Here is an 18,919-nt window from a genome sequence, read left to right as displayed (position 1 = left end):
TAAATTATTAAAAAATCAGACAATCTTTACAGCAGCCAGATTATTTATTTTTTGCTTAGTGACGGTTATATGCTATTTCGCTTGGCCGGGCTCAGACGTTTCACACGAAGCCAGCGCGCAGGCAAAGCAGTCCGTGCCTGCAGACCAGCGGGTGGCGGTATTATTTTTTCACGCGGTTGGTGAAGAACCGTCTAATCCGAACACGATGCCTCTGAAAGATCTGGAGGAAACATTTCAGGCGCTGCAGGATAGTGATTACCATCCGATCAGCTTGGAACAATTTCATGCATTTATCGACGGACAGGCTGAAGTGCCCCAACGGGCGGTTTTACTTACATTCGATGACGGGTACAGCGATGTCTACAGTATGATTTTCCCGCTGACAAAGCGTTACAACTACCCCGCTGTGTCGTTTGCCGTCACAAAGTGGTTCGACCGGTACCCGAGACCGGAGAAAAGCCGCGAACACCTGAGTGTAGAAGAAGCGAAGGAGTTGTTAAGCTCAGGCCTGTGGCAGATTGGCGGCCACAGCTATGACGGACACCGTTTGATTCGGGGGGCACATAATCAAGAAGGCGCTTATTTAACAACCCGCAGCTTGATGGAAAGAGATTTTCGTTTGGAATCTGAAGCGGAATACCGGGCCAGGGTTTGGCAGGATATTAATCTAAACACCATGGCCTTAAAACTGGCCGGCGTGAGCGAGCCGAAGGATTTCGCCTTTCCTTACGGCGCCTATAACGAAGACCTGGTTAAATTGCTCAATGAGGCCGGCTATACCTACCTTTTTACAAATAATCAAGGTCTGAACGGACCGGGCGAGGATCCTTCATGCATTCGTCGAATCGGCGCCGGTCGCTGCGCCAAAGAAACTATAGCTATTTTGGAAAAATACTTCGCGCAGGGCAATAATTAAAAATATTGTTTAACATTCGCTAATTAAGCGGGGATGATGGTAATCGAACGGAATACATTGCGCCAGCTCCTGGAAGACGTAAAAAACGGCACCGTTGGTGTGGATGCCGCATTAACCAAAATGAAAGACTTGCCTTTTGAAGATCTCGGCTTCGCGGTAATTGACCACCATCGAACCCTGCGCAAGGGTTTTCCGGAAGTGATTTTCTGTCAGGGAAAGACAATTGAGCATATTGTCCAGATATTTTCCAGGCTTGGCGCTGGAAATAAAAACATCCTGGGAACCAGGGCTTCAAGGGAAGTATATTTATCTGTGCGGGAAATATATCCTGCGGCTGTATACAACGAGTTAGCCAGGACGATAGTGGTTAGTCATGGTGAGAATCCAAATAAAACAGGCAACGTTTTGGTTTTGAGCGCGGGTACTGCTGATTTGCCTGTGGCGGAGGAAGCTGCCGTAACCGCCGAGGTGATGGGGAGTCATGTCAGGAAAGCATATGACATCGGGGTGGCAGGACTCCACCGCTTGTTGGATAAGCTGGAATTAATACGTTGGGCGCATGTAATTATTGTCGCAGCCGGTATGGAAGGGGCACTCCCCAGCGTGATCGGCGGGCTGGCAGACCAGCCGGTAATCGCCGTACCGACCAGTACGGGCTACGGCGCCAGTTTTAACGGACTTTCGGCTTTATTAGGGATGTTGAACAGTTGCGCGTCAGGTGTTAGTGTTGTTAACATTGATAATGGTTTTGGCGCCGGCGCAATGGCCAATACGATTACGAGGATGATTGAAAGGGCAACAAAAGAAAAAGCTTAATAAGATAACCCAAACAGAAATTTATTCAAATTGCCTGTCTAAGAGGAAGTTTGGTATAATAAATAATATCCTGCTGAATTAGTTCTTTTTATACTAATAGGTGATTTTATTGAGTGTGTATTGGCAGGGCTTGGTGGAAGCAATCCATTTGTTAATGAGCGGGGCTCGTGATGTCCTGGAGGTAATACTGCGAATCCTTCATGTATCCGGCACGGCCACAATTATCGGAACAGTGATAGGCGTTCCTTTGGGTACTTTAAATAGCCCTCGTTTCCTTTCCGGGACGACGCTTGGCGATTAGCATGATCAACTTAGGGATGGGATTGCCTCCGGTTGTCGTAGGCCTGTGGGTATGCCTGACTTTAAGCCGCTATGGTCCTCTGGGCTTGCTAGGACTGCTTTATACTCCCACGGCAATGATTACGGCCCAGGTCATCATCGCGGCACCGATAATTACCGGATTCAGCGGCGCAGCAGCGAGGAAGGTAATACCTGCAATTTATTACAGTTGACTAAATAACAATATTGGCATAAAGACGAGAAGGTGAGTAGTAGTATGCGGGACAAGTACCAGCGGGAGATTAATTATTTGCGTGTTTCTGTGACTGACCGGTGCAATTTGCGCTGTGTCTACTGTATGCCGCCGGAAGGTGTAAAATTTGTTCCTCATAAAGAGATCCTGAGCTTTGAAGAAATCGAGGTCGTTATTAGAGCGGCTGCTTATATAGGTGTAAAAAAGGTGCGCTTGACAGGGGGAGAACCTTTGGTGCGCAGGGGGGTGGAGAGACTGGTCGGGCGCATTTCCAACATCCCCGGAATAGACGATATAGCTCTGACTACCAATGGTTTGATCCTGCCAAAATATGCTGAGGTTTTGAAAGAAGCCGGATTGCGGCGAGTAAATATCAGTCTTGATACCCTTGATAGTGACAGATACCACGAATTTACCCGTTATGGTAAGTTGTCCAGAGTTTGGGAAGGGATCATTTCCGCTCTGGATGCCGGTTTTCATCCAGTTAAGTTGAATACAGTCGTCATTCGTGGTTTCAACGATGACGAGGTGGTAGACATAGCCAGATTAACCATGGAAAAACCATTGCATGTACGTTTCATTGAAATTATGCCCATAGGCTCCTCTAACTCTTGGGTTACGGGCCGTTTCGTGCCCGCGGAAGAAATAATGTCTCGGATCGGCGCCAAGCTTGGGCAGCTTATTCCGGCCAAAATACCCGAAGGCAGCGGGCCGGCCAAGTACTACCGCCTTGAAGGCGCCCAAGGTACGGTTGGCTTTATCACATCAATGAGCGATCATTTTTGCAGTAATTGCAACCGCCTGCGACTGACTTCAACTGGAAGTTTGAGACCATGCCTATATGATAGATGCGAGATAGATTTGAGAACCCCGCTGCGCGACGGGGCGGGTATCAAAGAGATAGCCGGTCTGATTAGAAAAGCGGTTAGTTTAAAAGCGGATCGGCACCACATGCTTGACGGTTGGCAGGACAAGCGGGTAATGTCTCAAATCGGCGGATAACAAATATTAGAGGAGGGTTACGGCGATATTATGGGAATAATAAAGGCAATATGTACAAGCCCTGATAAAGGAATGCGCAAGAAGAATATCGGCCGGGGGCAGTTAATTCAAGAACACGGTTTGTGTGGCGATGCGCACGCAGGCGACTGGCATCGCCAGGTCAGCCTGCTTGCTGTCGAAAGCATCGATAAAATGCGGGCGCTGGGGCTGGAAGTGGGGCCCGGCGACTTTGCGGAAAATCTGACCACCGAAGGTATTGACCTGGTTAGTCTCCCCCTGGGCACCCGCCTTAAAATAGGCGGCGAAGCGATAGGTGAGGTAACGCAAATCGGCAAGGAATGCCATGATCATTGCGCAATATACTACCAGGCCGGAGATTGTGTTATGCCCAGAGAGGGTATTTTTGTGCGCATCCTGCTTGGCGGAGAAATTAAAGTGGGTGACCCGATTAATGTTTATGAAAAAAAATGTTATAAAAAAGTAGTAAAGGATGTGTCATTATTGGAAGTGAGTTCAGAGATTCTAGAAGCTGTTGAAAAAGCTTCTAGAGAAAAGGTTTTAACATGCACTGAGGCAAGGAAATTGGCAGAGGAACTAAAAGTATCTCCCAAGCTTATCGGTGATGCCGCCGACAAGCTAAAAATAAAAATCAGAGTTTGTGAACTGGGATGTTTTTAAGGAAGGAGCAACCTTTAACAAGGTGAGATGTGGCTGAATTATTTAAAGCTTTGACTGTGGAAGAAGCAAAGGCGGCATTAACCCGCTACCTGTCGGCTCAAATCAACCATGGATGGTTTTGCAGTACGGGCTAAGGATACATACGGAGCTTCGGAGAGTCTGCCTGCATACGTGGATATCAGCGGCGAGGTGTTGATGGGAAGTGGCATGCCGCAAGGTAGATTGAGCGCCGGGCAGGCTTGGCGCAATATCTACGGACGGAATGCTGCCATCCGGCGCTGATGCGGTGGTGATGGTGGAGTATGCTGTCATCTATCGGCGTTACGCATGTAGCTGTAATCCCTCCCCGCAGTGTCGGAATCATATCCACAGGTGACGAACTGGTTGCGCCGTCTAAATTTCCCGCGCCGGGACAAGTGCGTGACATAAACTCTTATACCTTGTTCGGAGCAGTGGCGGCATGCGGCGGAGAACCACACTGCTATGGTATTGTAGGAGACTATTATAAAGAATTAAGAAACGTTTTAGAACGTGTAATTGCGGAAAATGATATCGTGCTGCTTTTCCGGGGGAAGTTCCGTGGGCGCGCGATGTTGCCATGGAAGCAATTGATTCGATGGGTAAACCGGGCGTACTCTTCCACGGGATTTCCATCAAGCCGGGAAAGCCGGCCCTGGGAGCCATGGTAGGTGACAGACCGGTTTTCGGTCTGCCCGGTCATCATGCTTTGGCTATGGTGGTTTTTGGTTTTTGATCTCCTGGTAGCGCCGCTGATTCGTTCCGGTGAATATTTAGTATCAAAAAAAGATACATTAATAGAGTACCCCTTGCAAGCGGAGATTGTACGTAATCTCCGTTCCGCGGCCGGACGTGAGGATTTTATCCGCGTAAGGCTTTTTTTACGGGAAGGCAGGCTTTGCGCCGAACCCGTGCTCGGTATTTATTACCTGCGTTTAAAATACCCTTCCTCATCACTTTCCTCCGCCCATGTCGGGAGCTTGGGGGCTTGTCAGCTATTAAGCGCGGTGAAGCGCACTGCGCCGGCATGCATTTACTGGACGAGAAGACTGGCTCTTATAATATTACATGTTTAAAAGCTGCCTGACCGTAAAGTTTTGCTGGTGAACCTGGTATACCGTGAGCAAGGGCTGATTCTAGGCGAAGGGAACCCGAAAAATATTCGCTCGCTTGAAGATCTGGCCAGGCCCGGGCTCACCTTTGTCAACCGCCAGCGCGGGTCCGGCACCAGGATCTTGCTTGACTACCGCCTCGCGGAACTTGGAGTTGATACAGATATTATCCACGGGTACGACCATGAGGAATATACCCATATGGCCGTGGCAGCGGCCGTGAAAGCAGGAGCGGCCGACGTGGGTTTGGGTATTCGCGCCGCAGCGCAGGCTCTTGGACTGAAGTATATTGGCATTGCCCAAGAGCGTTATGATTTATGTATACCTGCAGAATATTTTGATACACCGTATATACAAAGGCTGCTGGAAGTGGTGTCTTTATATGACCTTCGTGACTGCGGCAAAGTAATGTGGCAAAGCTAATAACTTGGAAATATAGTACAGTTTATTATAGATGGAGGGCGTATTATTGAATAATCTTACTCACCTGGATGAACAGGGACAAGCGAGGATGGTCGAAGTCGGTGGCAAAGAAATAACCCGCAGGCTGGCGGTAGCCCGTGGTGAGATAGTAATGCGTCCGGAGACGCTGGCAATGATCATCTCCGGCAAGGTGGCCAAGGGAGAAGTTTTTGGCGTGGCCAGATTGGCTGGGATTATGGCTGCAAAGCAAACCTCAAGCCTGATTCCTCTATGCCACCCCTTGAACATAACCGGAATTGATGTTCAATTCCGCCCCGACCAGGAACATAATAAAGTAGAAATAGAAGCCAGTGTGCGAATCACCGGGCAAACCGGTGTGGAAATGGAAGCGCTTACAGCTGTTTCAATTGCTGCTTTAACGATATACGACATGTGCAAAGCAGTCGACCGTGAAATGACGATTCGCGCAATCAGGTTGATTCATAAGAGCGGCGGCAAAAGCGGTATTTTTGAGCGGGAGCACGAAAGCTGAATTATGAAGAGGTGAATGAATCTGTATAAAATTGCTGTTATTACGGTAAGCGACAAGGGCTCACGCGGAGAGCGCAAGGACGAGAGTGGTCCGGCAATTTGCGAAATGATTGAATCCCTGGGTGAAGTGGTAAGCTGTCACATGGTTCCTGATGAGCTTGACTTAATTCAAGAATTAATGATTAACCTGTCCGATATTGAAAAAGTTGACTTGATCTTGACTACCGGCGGTACAGGTTTAAGCCCTCGCGATAACACGCCGGAAGCCACCCTGGCGGTAATTGAGCGGGCAGTCCCCGGACTGGCCGAAGCCATGAGAATGGAAAGCTTAAAAAAGACCAACCGGGCTATGCTATCCAGGGCTGTAGCGGGAGTGCGCCGGAGCACCTTGATTATCAATCTTCCAGGCAGCGTCAAGGCTGTCCGGGAGTGCCTGGGAGTAATCCTGCCCGTGTTGCCGCATGGGCTTGAAATACTATCCGGCAAGGCCGGTGATTGCGGCAATAGCGGCAATAATGGGAATTAAAAGGTATTTTTTAAAATTTATGTATAAAAAATATTATCAGTGGGAAAATATTTCTAGGCAGATAAAAATAATACCAGAAACTGAGGTAATCTTGAAACAGAGGGAGAAAATCAAAGGCTTATCAAGCTAATTTCTTTATTTTGTATATTTTCATTGAAATTATGCGATGATGTTGTTTGCTTTTGATTTTCTTATTTAATATTATATTTACGTTGGTATTAGCACTCGCCAACAATGAGTGCTAACAATAAACAGACTAACCAGTAAGGAGGGGTTTATGTGATCAGACCTTTAGGTGACCGGGTTGTAGTTAGGCCCATGCCGAGTGAAGAAAAAACAAAAAGTGGTATAGTGTTGCCGGATACCGCGAAAGAAAAGCCACAGGAGGGCGAGGTCGTAGCAGTCGGTAATGGAAGATTGCTTGAAACCGGTCAGCGTGTATCGATCGATTTAAAACCGGGAGACAAAATCCTTTTCTCCAAATATGCCGGAAACGAAGTTAAGATCGATGATGTGGAATACTTGATTATGCGTGAAGCCGATATCCTCGGTGTTATCGAGAAGTAGATATTAAAAGGAGGTTCGAAAAATGGCAGGCAAAGAGATAATTTTCCGGGAAGATGCCAGGCGTGCTCTGGAAAAAGGTGTTAACGCACTGGCGGAAGCCGTCAAGGTTACTTTAGGTCCCAAAGGACGCAACGTCGTACTGGAGAAAAAATTTGGTTCTCCGATGATTACCAACGACGGAGTTACCATTGCCAGAGAAATAGAACTGGCCGACCCATTTGAAAATATGGGCGCCCAATTAGTCAAGGAAGTTGCCACCAAGACTAACGATGTCGCCGGTGACGGCACTACAACCGCTTGCGTGCTGGCTCAAGCCATCGTAAGAGAAGGCTTAAAGAATGTGGCGGCGGGCGCCAACCCGATGATTATTAAGCGCGGTATTGAAAAAGCTGTTGAAAAAGCGATAGAAGTAATTAAAGAACAGGCTAAGCCTATTGAGAGCAAGTCGGCAATCACCCAGGTTGCCACCATCTCAGCCAATGATGAAGTTATCGGCAGCTTGATCGCCGACGCGATGGAAAAAGTGGGTAAAGACGGCGTTATTACCGTTGAAGAATCAAAAGGGACTACAACCAACCTGGAAGTTGTTGAAGGCATGAACTTTGACAGGGGTTATACTTCCGCGTATATGGTTACTGATACAGACAAGATGGAAGCTAATTTAAGTGATCCCTACATACTGATCACCGATAAAAAGATCTCGGCCATTGGGGATCTCCTGCCGGTTCTGGAAAAAATCGTACAGACAGGCAAGCCGCTTCTGGTTATTGCTGAAGACGTGGAAGGCGAAGCGCTGGCTACCCTGGTTCTGAACAAACTGCGCGGCACATTCCAGTGTGTTGCGGTAAAAGCCCCGGGGTTTGGCGACAGGCGCAAGGCAATGTTGGAGGATATCGCTATCCTCACCGGTGGTGGCGTGATTACAGAAGATCTTGGCTTGAAGCTCGATAGCGTTACGATTGAACAACTTGGCCGGGCCAGCAAAGTCCGCGTCAAGAAAGAAGAAACAATTATCGTTGGCGGAGCGGGCAATACTGACGATATTACCAAGCGGGTTGCCCAAATTAAAAACCAGATAGAAGAAACCACATCTGATTTCGACAGAGAAAAGCTACAGGAGCGCTTGGCTAAACTAGCCGGCGGTGTAGCGGTAATCCAGGTGGGCGCTGCCACGGAAACTGAAATGAAAGAGAAAAAGCTCCGTATCGACGACGCGCTGAACGCTACCAGAGCGGCAGTCGAGGAAGGAATCGTGCCCGGCGGCGGCGTAGTCTTTGTCAACGCTGTAAAGGGTATGGAAAACCTTACATCCGATAACCTTGACGAGAAGACAGGCATAGATATTGTCCGCAGATCTTTGGAAGAGCCTCTGCGTCAGATTGCCAACAACGCCGGTCTCGAAGGTTCGGTAATTGTTGAAAAAGTGAAGAACTCAGAAGCAGGTGTGGGATTTAACGCCCTTGTTGGCGAGTTTGTTAATATGATTGACTCTGGTATAGTAGACCCCGCCAAAGTGACCCGGTCAGCTCTCCAAAACGCAGCGAGCATCGCGGCCATGATTTTAACAACCGAGACACTGGTAGCTGAAAAAGTTGATAAGGATAACGCCATGGCGGCCGCGGCGGCTATGGGCGGCATGGGTGGCATGGGTGGCATGGGCGGCATGATGTAAGATGATTTAATTAATATGAGATTTGTTAATTATCAGTTATAATTAAGGAAGGGTGCAATTTACCCTTCCTTTCCTTAATTTTATGCAGGTATTGTTATTTAGTTTTTTTAACTGGGAGTGTGAATTTATGAGGGTCGTTACTATTTGCACCCAACATGGCTGGCTGGCTGCCGGATGGTCCGAGGCAGGATTGAGAGGTTTAGTATTGCCTCAAAAAAGTTATGAAGAAGCAATAGCGAAATTAGCTGTTCAGTTACGGGTTGACTCTTCAATGCTTTTACCTGAACAGCCGCAAGATGTTGAAAAAAAACTTGTCCAAGAAATTGAAAAATATTTTCGAGGAGAATTGGTCAACTTCACCGCTTCAATAGACTGGACCGGTTACACTTCTTTTCAACGACAAGTTTTAGCAGTAGTACAACAAATACCATATGGTAAAGTCAGTTCTTATAAACAAGTTGCCATTGAAGCCGGTTTTTCAAAAGCGGCAAGGGCTGTGGGAGGGGTTATGCGTTCAAACCGCACACCGCTAGTGATCCCGTGCCACCGGGTACTTGCCTCCGATGGTTCCTTGGGCGGTTTCAGTGGTGGACTTGACGCGAAAAAATTATTATTAGAATTAGAATCGATACCTGCGGTTTGATTAAACGAGGATCTTCTAGCCATTTCACGAAAAATTCTACTTTCTTAAAGCCCTAACAGAGAAGTTTTGGTTAACTGTAAACTAACTCATTAACTCCCCCCATAAATAATTACTAGATATGGGGCGGTGGTACTTTACTCTGTGGGTGAGCTCCTCTTCAGTAAATCCATTACTTCTTCTTTTATAGCATCACGAACCATTCGAAAAGTTTCTATAATTTCTTTTTCGTTACCGGACGATTTTGCCGGGTCGGGTAAATTCCAGTGTTCCCTGTTTACACCGGGGGGAGTTACCGGGCACTTATCATTGGCATCACCGCACAGAGTAATTACATAGTCACTTTTTGTTAAAATATTTTCATCGATTAAATCCGAAGTCTGGTTAGATATATCTATGCCAACTTCCGCCATCACCTGTATGGCTGTCGGGTTAACACTGTGGCTTTCTATTCCAGCGCTAAAAACCTTAAATTTTTCACCACCATAATATTTCGCAAAACCTTCCGCTATTTGACTGCGGCAGGAATTGCCCGTGCAAAGAAAATAAATTAACGGCTTAGTTTCCATGTTTAGGTCAACCGCCTTTCAATATATTTTAGGAAGCTTACTTGACTAAAAATCCAGTAATATTTACAATATAACATAAACATTTAATTATTTAAATATGTAAGTTTAGGTGGTATACGATGATCAACATTTTCAAGGCGTTAGGAGACTCGCACAGGCTAAATATATTAAAATTGTTGACCTGCCAGGAAATGGGGGCATGTGAGATTATCCAGGCCATCGGCTTGTCGCAACCGGCCATTGCGCACCATTTAAAAATCTTAAAACAAGCGGGGCTGATTAATAGTGAGAAGGAGGGTAAAATTGTCTTTTATACTTTGAATAAAGAAGGTATCAGGGAATTTTACAAGCAGATGGACGGTTTTCTTGACGATCTGGCTTGTTTTTCCTGTTCCCCGCCGAAACCATCGCCGCTCAGACAAAATCCTAATCTCTGCACAGAAATGGGTTTCGACCCGGAATGTTGCGAAAAAATGATTGATAAAGAAAAAATCATTATAAAGAGAAAGCGGCGGTAAACAGTATGTCGGAAAAAGCTGCGGCAAAACTCTCCTTGCTCGACCGCTATTTAACGGTATGGATATTTCTGGCCATGTTTTTCGGTGTGGGATTGGGCTATGTTATGCCGGAAGTGGCGAACCTGCTAAGAGAATTCCAGGTTGGCACCACTTCGATTCCCATTGCCGTCGGCCTAATTGTGATGATGTACCCGCCTCTGGCCAAGGTTAAGTACGAGGAAATCGGTGGAGTTTTTAAAAACGTCAGGGTGCTGGGACTCTCTTTGCTACAGAACTGGATTATCGGGCCGGTGTTGATGTTCTTTTTGGCAATCATCTTTTTGCAAAACTATCCTGAATATATGGTAGGTATAATTATTATCGGTCTGGCTAGGTGCATTGCCATGGTCATTGTTTGGAACTCTTTGGCCAAAGGGGATTCAGAGTACGCGGCAGCACTAGTGGCCTTAAACTCAATTTTTCAGGTGCTTTTCTTTTCAGTTTACGCCTACTTTTTTGTTACCCTCTTGCCCCAGTGGCTGGGGATCAGGTCAATGGCCATCCATATTTCCATGGCGGAAGTGGCTAAAAGCGTAATGATTTACCTCGGTATTCCCTTCCTTGGCGGAGTGATCACCAGACTTACCCTGATGCCGGTCAAGGGCAAAGAATGGTATGAGAAAAAATTTATCCCCAAAATCAGCCCACTTGCGCTAATCGCCCTCTTATTTACTATTATCGTGATGTTCTCTTTGAAGGGAAACTATATCATCACCTTACCGATGGATGTAGCTAGAATCGCCATACCGCTGCTAGTCTACTTTGTAATCATGTTCTTCCTGTCCTTCTTCCTCAGTAAATCGTCCGGAATTAATTACAGCCAGGCCACAACACTTGCTTTCACGGCTGCCAGCAATAACTTTGAGCTGGCCATCGCGGTGGCTGTAGCGGTATTTGGCATTGATTCGGGTCAGGCTTTTGCCGCGGTTATCGGTCCCCTCATTGAAGTGCCTGTAATGATCGGTTTGGTTAACATTGCCCTTGGGTTCAAACGCAAATATTTTGCAAATGAACTGCAGGAGGCAAAGTAACGACTGGACTGGAGTCCTGCCATCTTATGGATGAAGTACCCCGACCGTCTGCCAGGGAGCCAGGTGTCCTAACCGGGGCAGTTGCTACTCACGAGGCACCGCCATCTTTATGATCCTCGGCAACGTGTGTACGAGGAACTGCGCCTTCTGTGCGGTCAGCCACAGCAAGGCGGGTGAGGCAGACCAGGAAGAGCCGGTTCGGTTAAAAGAAGCGGTCAATGTCTCGGGGTTAAAGCATATCGTGGTTACTTCCGTAACCCCACACAATATAGAGACCATACCCCGGCTTTACCCTTTACCCCAGTATCGCCACGGGGCTTCTTCCCGCCGGGGTTTCTTGGCCTGCTGGCTGAAGCCGCGCAAAGAGCCCGTGCCGGAACGATGGTAAAACAAAGCTATAATAACAGCAAATTATATAAAAATTACTTTCCGCTACTGCGGACTATTTTAAAGTTGGAGGTCGATTTAAAGTGAAAGAAGTCAGTATAGCCATATTCGGAACTAATGCACCTATGCCTTCCGGTAGTTGCTGAGGCCCATCCCCGGAGGCCGCATGTTGCGGCCCTGCAAAGCCAATGCAAGAAGAAGCTGAGGATTTAAAAGAATTTCTTGTGCAAAATTTTGTCGAAGCCATCCAATATGCTTACGTGGATGTGCAAAGTAAAGAGATAGAGAATTATCCGGATATTATAAAAATCCTGGATAGAGTAAAGCTTCCTTTGACTGTGATTAACGGCGAGCCCCGCTTCCACGGTGGTTTTTAAAACCATGATTCCCATTGGTACGGTGTTGCTGGCGAAAGGCATGAGTTTGGGAGCGATAATGGCATTGATAATCGGTGGTGCCGGGGCCAGTATTCCTGAATTAACATTACTCGCATCCATATTTAAACCTAAGCTGGTAGCCATTTTTACAGTAACTATTTTTGCCGTAGCCATACTGTCCGGATTCATATTTCAAATTCTCCAGCCGATATTATAAGACGAAAGGGGGTAAGCTGAAAATATGGGCTGTTGTGATCCTGATGCACCCAAGATCTATAAGAAGAAATTATATCCCAGAAAGCGCTGAAAGGGAATATAAGATAGCTCTGCACAATGAATATAAAAACTATATAGCCAGATCTTAATAATAAGGCAGGTAATGCCGGGGGAGTTTTGAAAATGAGTAAAGAAAAAGATGAGAAGAAAGGGTTATTTGGCTTCTTTAAAAAGCTGAAGACGTCATGATGTGACATGAAAATTGTCCAGGTGGACAAAGAAGAAAAAAATAAAGAAGACTGTTGTGATTTTAAAATTGTTCCTGATGATGAGAAAAAATAATCACAATAAGAAAGCAATTATCTAAGAAAAAACTGTAGGGGACAGCCGTTATATTAATTAGCCGAGATGTTTTAAGGAGGGTTTATTATTACGAGTAGATTAAAAACAGCGTTATCACTTTTTAGTAATGGATTTCAATGTTCTCAGGCTGTCCTTGCTTCATTTGCTCCACAACTAGGTATGGAGGAAGAAAAAGCTATAAAGGTAGCCGGCGCTTTTGGGGGTGGAGTAGGCCATACAGGCGGCACATGCGGTGCTGTTAATGGCGCTTTCATGGTAATAGGGCTAAAATATGCGGATACAGACGCAAAAAATTATAAAGCTATGAAAAAGTCTTATGCTGTTGCGCGGGAATTTATTAAGCAATTTGAAATACTGAACGGATCTACAATTTGCAAGGATTTAATAAAATGTGACATTAGTACTTCTGAAGGGATAAAGTATGCTATAGATAAGAACCTCTTTACCTCCGTGTGCCCTAAATTCGTACGGAATTCTGTTGAAATCTTGGAAGAGTTATTTGAAGAGTTATTTAAGGAAGACTGAGATCTTGGAAAGTTTTTTACGTAGCATTTCAGCCACAAGCGTGTAGTCGACCTGCCGCCGATAGGAGGACAAAGTAAAGTTGTTTTTGTGCCGAGGCTAACAGTAATAAAGGTTCAAATTTATAAGAGTAGAAAAAGGGAGGGCATTAATATGCCGCATGTTTGGGGTTACAGCATTTATCCAGTTGTAAATGGTGAGACGTGCGTTGCTTGCGCAACATGCTATGAATTGTGCCCGGCAGAACCCAGGGTATTTGAAATCAAAGAAATTTCCACAGTTGTCTACCCCGATGCCTGTCTTGATTGCGGCGCCTGTGAAGAAAGTTGCCCAACTAACTCAATAATATTAACCGAGTAGACATCTGAATCACAATGTCATCGCCCATCATCAGAGAGCCTTCTATACCATAAATATAACACGGTGGCGCTTGGTTTCCCTTTTTAGCCCAGGGATGTTGTTTTACTGACCGACAAGGAACACAATTCGAATTTGCTTCCCTGGCTGAAGTTGCAGAAAGCAGGGCATATCAAGGTTGATTTTACAGTACCCAATTTGGGCAGGATAAAGGACCATGAGGCCAGCTTGAACCGTTTTCTGACCGAGGAACTGATGAACCGTTATGGGGATACGGGGAGGTCAAACGGCCGAATGCGGTGGGGATAGCCGTTGAGCTTAGCGAAAAGAATGACGTCATGATCAGGGACAGTGTTTTCTGTGTGCATTCCTATTTTAACGAGAAGTTCGGACCGGAATGGACCCGCCCCATATCGCACAGTGAGCATAGAATGGTGTATCGGGTTTCCTGCTACTTCTACAATACCATGGATGAATGTCGGATATTCCTGGAAACACTGGATGAGATATTCAAAGAGCGCGGCTATATCTGAGATTTAAGTCAAGCGAACAAGTCAAGCGAACAAAGGAGGAGAACGAAATGCACGAAAATATTATAGCGTATTACCAGGGATTATTAAAAACGGGATCCGAGTATACCGGTAAACTCGAAAATCCATCCATATTCCTGCGAGCTTTAGGAGAAGTCAGCGCAGCCTGTGGTGCAAGCACGGACGATTTTATGAATCTCTACATCCAGGTGGTCAACAACCTCATTTCTGATATCAAGTATCAATGTATCGGTGATCCAGCAACCAAAGTAGCCATAGAGATTCTTTGTACATTGGTGAAAGGGAAGACTTTGGACGAGGCCTCCCTTATAAAGGAGGATGCGTTTTCTCAATTTCTGGGATGCGAGGACGAATTAATGCGGGAAAAAGCCAAGTTCCTGTTGGAATTACTCAACGGGGAAATCCTTCACTATAAAGCACAAACTGAATAGATTTGCTCAAATGCCCTGAAGCAATTTCTCATCCGCATCATTTCTTTGGCTGCAAAGCGGATTAACAATGAGGTTGGCCTACTGTAAGCCGTTTATCATCCTGACTTAAATCAAACTTGACTTTGCCTATAACTTATTGCATAATATAGTTTGTTGACGGGATGTAGCTCAGTTTGGTAGAGCGCACGGTTCGGGACCGTGAGGTCGCACGTTCAAGTCGTGTCATCCCGACCATAATGAACGACGGTTGATGTTTTGGAACACTTCTTTTGGAATGTCCAAACATCAACTTTCTTTTTTTGCATTGAAGTCTTTTGCTTATGCGGTTTGGGCGTATAAGCAATCATTTTATCATCGTCAAAAGCAAAACAGTAGAATGTATAGTTATCGGTTTTAAAATTGTTTATCTGATAAATCAGAAATTCAATTTTTTTACCCGTATATTGCTCCGCTTTCAGGTCGCCCTGTTCTATCAGTTCTTTGAGTTGGGGATTGGCGGCAATGCTGTTATTGATCGTTATAAAAAATTGCACGCCGCTGTTGGTGGCAATTTCAGAGTCGTCACCTATAACCGCATATATCTGTTTGGCGTTTTCTATACCCCGTTTTTGTTCCTCACAGTAAAGGTGTCTAACTTATGTTCCATAATAACCCTTTAACCTAATTATATGCAATCCTTATATAATAAGATTGGTAATTTGTATAATAAATCCAGGGCGGAGGCTTGGAATATATGATATAAAAATTTTTGGTGTGTCCCAGTGTGTCCATATGGGACAAATTGGCCGCTAAAGAGGAACATTGACGGAAGACATAGGTCTTAACTCTCGCAAAAAACCGAGTTTGAATAAAAATTGCTGCATCTTGTTATTGAGCATCACTACTTTTTAATATAAATTCATGTTCCGATAATAGATATTATGTAAACTCACCCCTTCAAAACTGGTTAATTTTATCTTTTTTGTTAGGTTACGCATTAGCATTGTTTAAAGAGAATTACTGTAGTCAAACATTTGTTCCCTGTCCTACTGAACCCACATCCAAACGGTCATTCGGGACTTCACTTTTACCTGAAACTTACAACCACAAGAAATAATGGTAAACCCAAGGGGTAGGTTGGCATCCCTCCTGAGTTCAAACACTAACCCGAAAGTTAGGCAGGAGGAACTCTTCTTCCTTCCTATCGGGCGGGCTCTGCAGCAGGTTACTCAGAATTGATCATGGCTGGAGGCCAGCCACGGCATGATACAAGGTGCTGTTGACAAAGGCCGTTGGCATGTTCAATCACGTTAATTGCCGGCGTTCCTATCCCAGATATCACCGAGAAAAAGCCCCAGGTTAATAAAAACAGTCACCTACAGTAATGCTCCGGCAGCTGAAAAAAACATTACCTTCCAATAAGGCAACCTGGTGATTCCAGACAGGTAAGGCGTTATGTGCCTTAACCCTGGCACAAAATAGGCCAGGACGATGGCCGGCGCCCCGTATCTTCCCGCCCATGCCTCTGCCTTTAAAAGCTTCTCCGGCGTTACACTAATAAAGCGGCCATACTTTTCAAAAAAGGGGTTTCCTATTTTCCTCCCGATAAAATAGCTCACGGACACGCCGGTCAGGCTTCCCAGAACAGCCGTAATCACTACTGGCACAAAGCTTAATATGCCCCTTTCCACGAAAAAACCTATTAAGGTGAGGATTGACTTGGAAGGAAGCAGCACCCCCAGGGTGTCCAATACGAAATACAGGTATAATCCGGTATAACCATGGCTTGATATAAACTGCGCGGCCAATTCCTTCAAGTCCAGAACCATTCCCTCCTCATGTATCAACTGTTTTCTGTTTATAAAGAAGGAGAGCTTGCGCTCTCCTTTATCTTCACCCCTGCGGTAGTAGTAAACACAGGCAAATATAATGCTTTATTACTTGTCAGCTTCTTGAGCTGCTTTAGCCTTTTTAATAATATCTTCCGCCAAGCGTCCCGGCACTTCTTCGTAGCCGGTAAATTCCATCGTAAAAGAACCGCGTCCCTGGGTCATTGACTTAAGATCAATGGCGTAACGGTACATCTCAGATAGCGGAACATGTGCTTTTATCAAGGTTTGTTTCTCCTGGGGTTCGGTGCCCAATACCCGGCCGCGTTTTGTATTGAAATCACTGATTATGTCACCCATAAAGTTGTCGGGCACTAAAACTTCAACATCCATCATCGGCTCCAGGAGAACAGGTTTAGCCTGCATGGCTCCTTTTTTAAACGCAAGTGAAGCGGCGATTTTAAAAGCCAGTTCCGAAGAATCAACCGTATGGTAAGAACCATCATAAAGGGTGGCCTTCACTCCTGTTGTTGGATAACCGGCCAGCACTCCTTCCGTCATTGCTTCCCGGAGACCTTTTTCAACGGCGGGGAAATAGTTTCTGGGAACAGAACCACCGAAAACATCCTCTTCAAAAACAAAATCCTCCTCAGGATTTGGCTCAAATCGTATCCACACGTGACCGTACTGGCCGCGGCCACCTGATTGTTTTTTATGTTTTCCTTCCACTTCAACTTTTGCCCTGATGGTCTCACGATATGGTACTTTGGCATCATTCGTAACTACATCAACGCCAAACTTGCGTTTCAGCCGTTCAATCATAATATTTATGTGCAACTCGCCCATACCTGTAATAAGAGTCTGTTTTGTTTCGGTATTTTTCTCAACCTTCATAGTCGGGTCTTCTTCCAGCAGTTTGTTAAGCGCGTCACCTAGTTTGTCTTCATCGTTTTTACTCTTGGGAGCGATTGCCACAGACAGTGTTGGTACCGGGAAATCAATCCCTTCCAGGACAACCGGTTTGTCCTTATCACATAAAGTGTCGCCTGTAGCGGTATCCTGCAATTTCACAACAACAGCCAAATCACCGGTGGGAACCACATCGGTTTGGGTTGTATTCTTACCTCTGACATAAAGAACATTGCCGATTTTTTCAGTCTTTTCTTTCTTGCTGTTATATACAACCGTGTCACTCTTAAAAATACCGCTGAAAACGCGAAGGAAATTCATCTTGCCGACGTAGGGGTCCGCTATTGTCTTAAATATCAGGGCCGACATAGGACCGTTGTCTTCCTTGGGAGCCGGCAGGTAGTCTACAATGACATCCATCAACTGAACCACGCCGATGTTCTTTGTTGCTGAACCGGCCATTACCGGAACAACCTTTGCCTGCGCGATACTTTTCTTTAAACCATCCTTTATTTCATCCAGAGAGAGTTCCTCTCCCTCCAAATATTTCATGGTCAGGTCGTCGTCTCCCTCAGCCGCAGCTTCAACAAGCAATTCATGAAACTGGCCGATTTCACCGGCAAGCTCTCCCGGTACCGGCGCTTCTTTGCCCTTGCCGTCACCGGTATATGCTTTATTGTCAATGATGTCAACCACACCGGTAAAGGTATCAAATGAACCGTTGGGGATCTGGAGCGGCGCAAAATTACCCTTGAATTTAGTTTTTAGCTCATCTATGACTTTGTTAAAACTGGCATTTTCCCGGTCCATTTTATTTACAAAAATTATTTTCGGCAGGTTATATTTTTCGGCAATATCCCAAATTACTTCATGCTGCACTTCCACGCCGTCCACGGCGGATATGACAAACATGGCGCAGTCGGCAACTCTCAACGCTCCCTTTACTTCACCGATAAAATCAGAAAAACCGGGTGTGTCCAGCAAGTTAATTTTCACGCCGTTCCACTCGCAAGGAACAAGGCTGGTATGTATGGTTATTTGTTTGGCAACTTCTTCCGGATGATAGTCGGCAGTCGTGGTGCCGTCTTCTACCCTGCCCAACCGGGAAAGAATCCCAGTATTATAAAGCATGGCTTCAACGAGAGATGTTTTCCCGGCTCCGCCATGCGCAACCACACCCACGTTGCGTATCTGACTGGTTTGATAATTCTTCAAATCGTGTTCCCCCTTTTGTAAATAATGGTTTCCTTAAAGCATTATTTCTATACCACTTAGAGCCCAAGCAGGGATTTTCTGGATGAAAACAAAAAGAACCCCCCCTCAGGAGCAATTATTACGGTACCCCAGGCCAATGGTACAAATAAATGGCACAAATATTAAGTGTTATTCTACAGCAGGTGGGCAAATT

The 18,919-nt window shown here is 45.7% G+C and carries 25 protein-coding genes, 1 tRNA gene and 2 pseudogenes; 24 read left to right on the top strand and 4 right to left on the bottom strand.

Going from position 1 to position 18,919, the window contains the following annotated elements:
* The first annotated feature begins 58 nt into the window (after positions 1-58).
* From L9W92_RS18630 to L9W92_RS06265, 14 genes and pseudogenes are all read left to right on the top strand, one after another.
* The gene (locus L9W92_RS18630; protein WP_240082894.1) at positions 59-916 is read left to right on the top strand and encodes a polysaccharide deacetylase family protein; all 858 of its coding nucleotides are present in this window, start codon (positions 59-61) and stop codon (positions 914-916) included.
* A 42-nt stretch (positions 917-958) separates the two neighbouring features.
* Positions 959-1,732 carry a nickel pincer cofactor biosynthesis protein LarB gene (gene larB / locus L9W92_RS06330; RefSeq protein ID WP_240082953.1) on the top strand — a complete coding sequence of 258 codons (774 nt, stop codon included), beginning with the start codon at positions 959-961 and terminating at the stop codon, positions 1,730-1,732.
* Positions 1,733-1,841: 109 nt separating this feature from the next.
* Complete coding sequence (locus tag L9W92_RS06325; protein ID WP_240082893.1) at positions 1,842-2,033, top strand: hypothetical protein; 192 nt, start codon at positions 1,842-1,844, stop codon at positions 2,031-2,033.
* Position 2,034: 1 nt separating this feature from the next.
* Positions 2,035-2,244 carry a hypothetical protein gene (locus tag L9W92_RS06320; RefSeq protein ID WP_240082892.1) on the top strand — a complete coding sequence of 70 codons (210 nt, stop codon included), beginning with the start codon at positions 2,035-2,037 and terminating at the stop codon, positions 2,242-2,244.
* 44 nt (positions 2,245-2,288) lie between these two features.
* Positions 2,289-3,266 carry a GTP 3',8-cyclase MoaA gene (moaA, locus tag L9W92_RS06315; protein WP_240082890.1) on the top strand — a complete coding sequence of 326 codons (978 nt, stop codon included), beginning with the start codon at positions 2,289-2,291 and terminating at the stop codon, positions 3,264-3,266.
* A gap of 30 nt (positions 3,267-3,296) precedes the next feature.
* Positions 3,297-3,722 (top strand): annotated as a pseudogene (locus tag L9W92_RS06310) (MOSC domain-containing protein); the annotation flags it as partial.
* 330 nt (positions 3,723-4,052) lie between these two features.
* Positions 4,053-4,226: a hypothetical protein gene (locus tag L9W92_RS06305; protein ID WP_240082889.1), complete on the top strand. Its 174-nt coding sequence runs from the start codon at positions 4,053-4,055 to the stop codon at positions 4,224-4,226.
* A 20-nt stretch (positions 4,227-4,246) separates the two neighbouring features.
* A complete protein-coding gene (locus L9W92_RS19500) occupies positions 4,247-4,633 on the top strand; it encodes a molybdopterin-binding protein (RefSeq protein ID WP_240082888.1) in 387 nt (128 codons plus the stop codon).
* Between the two features lie 255 nt (positions 4,634-4,888).
* Positions 4,889-5,497, top strand: a pseudogene (locus L9W92_RS06290) (substrate-binding domain-containing protein); the annotation flags it as partial.
* Positions 5,498-5,543: 46 nt separating this feature from the next.
* Complete coding sequence (moaC, locus tag L9W92_RS06285) at positions 5,544-6,029, top strand: cyclic pyranopterin monophosphate synthase MoaC (RefSeq protein ID WP_240082886.1); 486 nt, start codon at positions 5,544-5,546, stop codon at positions 6,027-6,029.
* Positions 6,030-6,050: 21 nt separating this feature from the next.
* Positions 6,051-6,554, top strand: coding sequence for a MogA/MoaB family molybdenum cofactor biosynthesis protein (locus tag L9W92_RS06280; protein WP_240082952.1), 504 nt, complete (start codon positions 6,051-6,053; stop codon positions 6,552-6,554).
* 279 nt (positions 6,555-6,833) lie between these two features.
* Positions 6,834-7,121, top strand: a complete 288-nt coding sequence (gene groES / locus L9W92_RS06275) for a co-chaperone GroES (RefSeq protein WP_240082885.1) — start codon at positions 6,834-6,836, stop codon at positions 7,119-7,121.
* 22 nt (positions 7,122-7,143) lie between these two features.
* The gene (groL, locus tag L9W92_RS06270) at positions 7,144-8,793 is read left to right on the top strand and encodes a chaperonin GroEL (protein ID WP_240082884.1); all 1,650 of its coding nucleotides are present in this window, start codon (positions 7,144-7,146) and stop codon (positions 8,791-8,793) included.
* Between the two features lie 127 nt (positions 8,794-8,920).
* Positions 8,921-9,436 (top strand): methylated-DNA--[protein]-cysteine S-methyltransferase, encoded by a 516-nt coding sequence (locus tag L9W92_RS06265; RefSeq protein ID WP_240082883.1) that lies wholly within the window; start codon positions 8,921-8,923, stop codon positions 9,434-9,436.
* A gap of 134 nt (positions 9,437-9,570) precedes the next feature.
* On the opposite strand, the gene arsC is transcribed toward L9W92_RS06265, so the two are convergent.
* Positions 9,571-10,002, bottom strand: a complete 432-nt coding sequence (gene arsC, locus L9W92_RS06260) for an arsenate reductase (thioredoxin) (protein ID WP_240082882.1) — start codon at positions 10,000-10,002, stop codon at positions 9,571-9,573.
* A 119-nt stretch (positions 10,003-10,121) separates the two neighbouring features.
* Here arsC and L9W92_RS06255 point away from each other — a divergent pair, with 119 nt between their 5' ends.
* From L9W92_RS06255 to L9W92_RS06210, 10 genes are all read left to right on the top strand, one after another.
* Positions 10,122-10,520 carry an ArsR/SmtB family transcription factor gene (locus tag L9W92_RS06255; RefSeq protein WP_240082881.1) on the top strand — a complete coding sequence of 133 codons (399 nt, stop codon included), beginning with the start codon at positions 10,122-10,124 and terminating at the stop codon, positions 10,518-10,520.
* 5 nt (positions 10,521-10,525) lie between these two features.
* Complete coding sequence (gene arsB, locus L9W92_RS06250; RefSeq protein ID WP_240082880.1) at positions 10,526-11,590, top strand: ACR3 family arsenite efflux transporter; 1,065 nt, start codon at positions 10,526-10,528, stop codon at positions 11,588-11,590.
* A gap of 109 nt (positions 11,591-11,699) precedes the next feature.
* The gene (locus L9W92_RS06245; RefSeq protein WP_240082879.1) at positions 11,700-11,978 is read left to right on the top strand and encodes a lipoyl synthase; all 279 of its coding nucleotides are present in this window, start codon (positions 11,700-11,702) and stop codon (positions 11,976-11,978) included.
* Between the two features lie 187 nt (positions 11,979-12,165).
* Positions 12,166-12,354, top strand: coding sequence for a hypothetical protein (locus tag L9W92_RS06240; RefSeq protein WP_240082878.1), 189 nt, complete (start codon positions 12,166-12,168; stop codon positions 12,352-12,354).
* On the top strand, positions 12,344-12,571 hold the full coding sequence (locus L9W92_RS06235; protein WP_240082877.1) for a permease: 228 nt from the start codon (positions 12,344-12,346) through the stop codon (positions 12,569-12,571). The genes L9W92_RS06240 and L9W92_RS06235 overlap by 11 nt, the downstream gene beginning before the upstream one ends.
* Positions 12,572-12,996: 425 nt before the next feature.
* The gene (locus tag L9W92_RS06230) at positions 12,997-13,458 is read left to right on the top strand and encodes a C-GCAxxG-C-C family protein (protein ID WP_312038070.1); all 462 of its coding nucleotides are present in this window, start codon (positions 12,997-12,999) and stop codon (positions 13,456-13,458) included.
* A gap of 150 nt (positions 13,459-13,608) precedes the next feature.
* Positions 13,609-13,815, top strand: coding sequence for a 4Fe-4S dicluster domain-containing protein (locus L9W92_RS06225; protein ID WP_240082875.1), 207 nt, complete (start codon positions 13,609-13,611; stop codon positions 13,813-13,815).
* A gap of 296 nt (positions 13,816-14,111) precedes the next feature.
* The gene (locus L9W92_RS06220) at positions 14,112-14,345 is read left to right on the top strand and encodes a hypothetical protein (RefSeq protein ID WP_240082874.1); all 234 of its coding nucleotides are present in this window, start codon (positions 14,112-14,114) and stop codon (positions 14,343-14,345) included.
* A 47-nt stretch (positions 14,346-14,392) separates the two neighbouring features.
* Complete coding sequence (locus L9W92_RS06215; protein ID WP_240082873.1) at positions 14,393-14,794, top strand: iron-sulfur cluster assembly scaffold protein; 402 nt, start codon at positions 14,393-14,395, stop codon at positions 14,792-14,794.
* Positions 14,795-14,951: 157 nt separating this feature from the next.
* Positions 14,952-15,028 (top strand) — tRNA-Pro (locus L9W92_RS06210).
* Here the strand turns inward: L9W92_RS06210 and L9W92_RS06205 are convergent.
* The 3 genes from L9W92_RS06205 to L9W92_RS06195 all read right to left on the bottom strand — a co-directional run bounded on the left by L9W92_RS06205 (position 15,007) and on the right by L9W92_RS06195 (position 18,726).
* Positions 15,007-15,327 carry a hypothetical protein gene (locus tag L9W92_RS06205; protein ID WP_240082872.1) on the bottom strand — a complete coding sequence of 107 codons (321 nt, stop codon included), beginning with the start codon at positions 15,325-15,327 and terminating at the stop codon, positions 15,007-15,009. The two genes, L9W92_RS06210 and L9W92_RS06205, sit on opposite strands and share 22 nt — an antisense overlap.
* 822 nt (positions 15,328-16,149) lie before the next feature.
* Complete coding sequence (locus L9W92_RS06200) at positions 16,150-16,602, bottom strand: DedA family protein (RefSeq protein WP_240082871.1); 453 nt, start codon at positions 16,600-16,602, stop codon at positions 16,150-16,152.
* A gap of 108 nt (positions 16,603-16,710) precedes the next feature.
* Positions 16,711-18,726, bottom strand: a complete 2,016-nt coding sequence (locus L9W92_RS06195) for an elongation factor G (RefSeq protein ID WP_240082870.1) — start codon at positions 18,724-18,726, stop codon at positions 16,711-16,713.
* Between the last annotated feature and the right edge of the window lie 193 nt (positions 18,727-18,919).

This window comes from Pelotomaculum terephthalicicum JT (assembly GCF_022410535.1).
Classification (GTDB): Bacteria; Bacillota; Desulfotomaculia; order Desulfotomaculales; family Pelotomaculaceae; genus Pelotomaculum_D; species Pelotomaculum_D terephthalicicum.
Note: the sequence above shows the minus strand (reverse complement) of the source record. Positions and strands in the feature narration are given on the sequence as shown.

Coding starts and splice junctions, on each gene's coding strand:
- L9W92_RS06320 (WP_240082892.1), top strand. CDS start 2,035: ATGATCAACTTAGGGATGGGATTGCCTCCGGTTGTCGTAGGCCTGTGG.
- moaA (WP_240082890.1), top strand. CDS start 2,289: ATGCGGGACAAGTACCAGCGGGAGATTAATTATTTGCGTGTTTCTGTG.
- L9W92_RS06305 (WP_240082889.1), top strand. CDS start 4,053: ATGGATGGTTTTGCAGTACGGGCTAAGGATACATACGGAGCTTCGGAG.
- L9W92_RS19500 (WP_240082888.1), top strand. CDS start 4,247: ATGCTGTCATCTATCGGCGTTACGCATGTAGCTGTAATCCCTCCCCGC.
- groL (WP_240082884.1), top strand. CDS start 7,144: ATGGCAGGCAAAGAGATAATTTTCCGGGAAGATGCCAGGCGTGCTCTG.
- L9W92_RS06265 (WP_240082883.1), top strand. CDS start 8,921: ATGAGGGTCGTTACTATTTGCACCCAACATGGCTGGCTGGCTGCCGGA.
- arsC (WP_240082882.1), bottom strand. CDS start 10,002: ATGGAAACTAAGCCGTTAATTTATTTTCTTTGCACGGGCAATTCCTGC.
- L9W92_RS06255 (WP_240082881.1), top strand. CDS start 10,122: ATGATCAACATTTTCAAGGCGTTAGGAGACTCGCACAGGCTAAATATA.
- arsB (WP_240082880.1), top strand. CDS start 10,526: ATGTCGGAAAAAGCTGCGGCAAAACTCTCCTTGCTCGACCGCTATTTA.
- L9W92_RS06245 (WP_240082879.1), top strand. CDS start 11,700: ATGATCCTCGGCAACGTGTGTACGAGGAACTGCGCCTTCTGTGCGGTC.
- L9W92_RS06240 (WP_240082878.1), top strand. CDS start 12,166: ATGCAAGAAGAAGCTGAGGATTTAAAAGAATTTCTTGTGCAAAATTTT.
- L9W92_RS06225 (WP_240082875.1), top strand. CDS start 13,609: ATGCCGCATGTTTGGGGTTACAGCATTTATCCAGTTGTAAATGGTGAG.
- L9W92_RS06215 (WP_240082873.1), top strand. CDS start 14,393: ATGCACGAAAATATTATAGCGTATTACCAGGGATTATTAAAAACGGGA.
- L9W92_RS06200 (WP_240082871.1), bottom strand. CDS start 16,602: ATGGTTCTGGACTTGAAGGAATTGGCCGCGCAGTTTATATCAAGCCAT.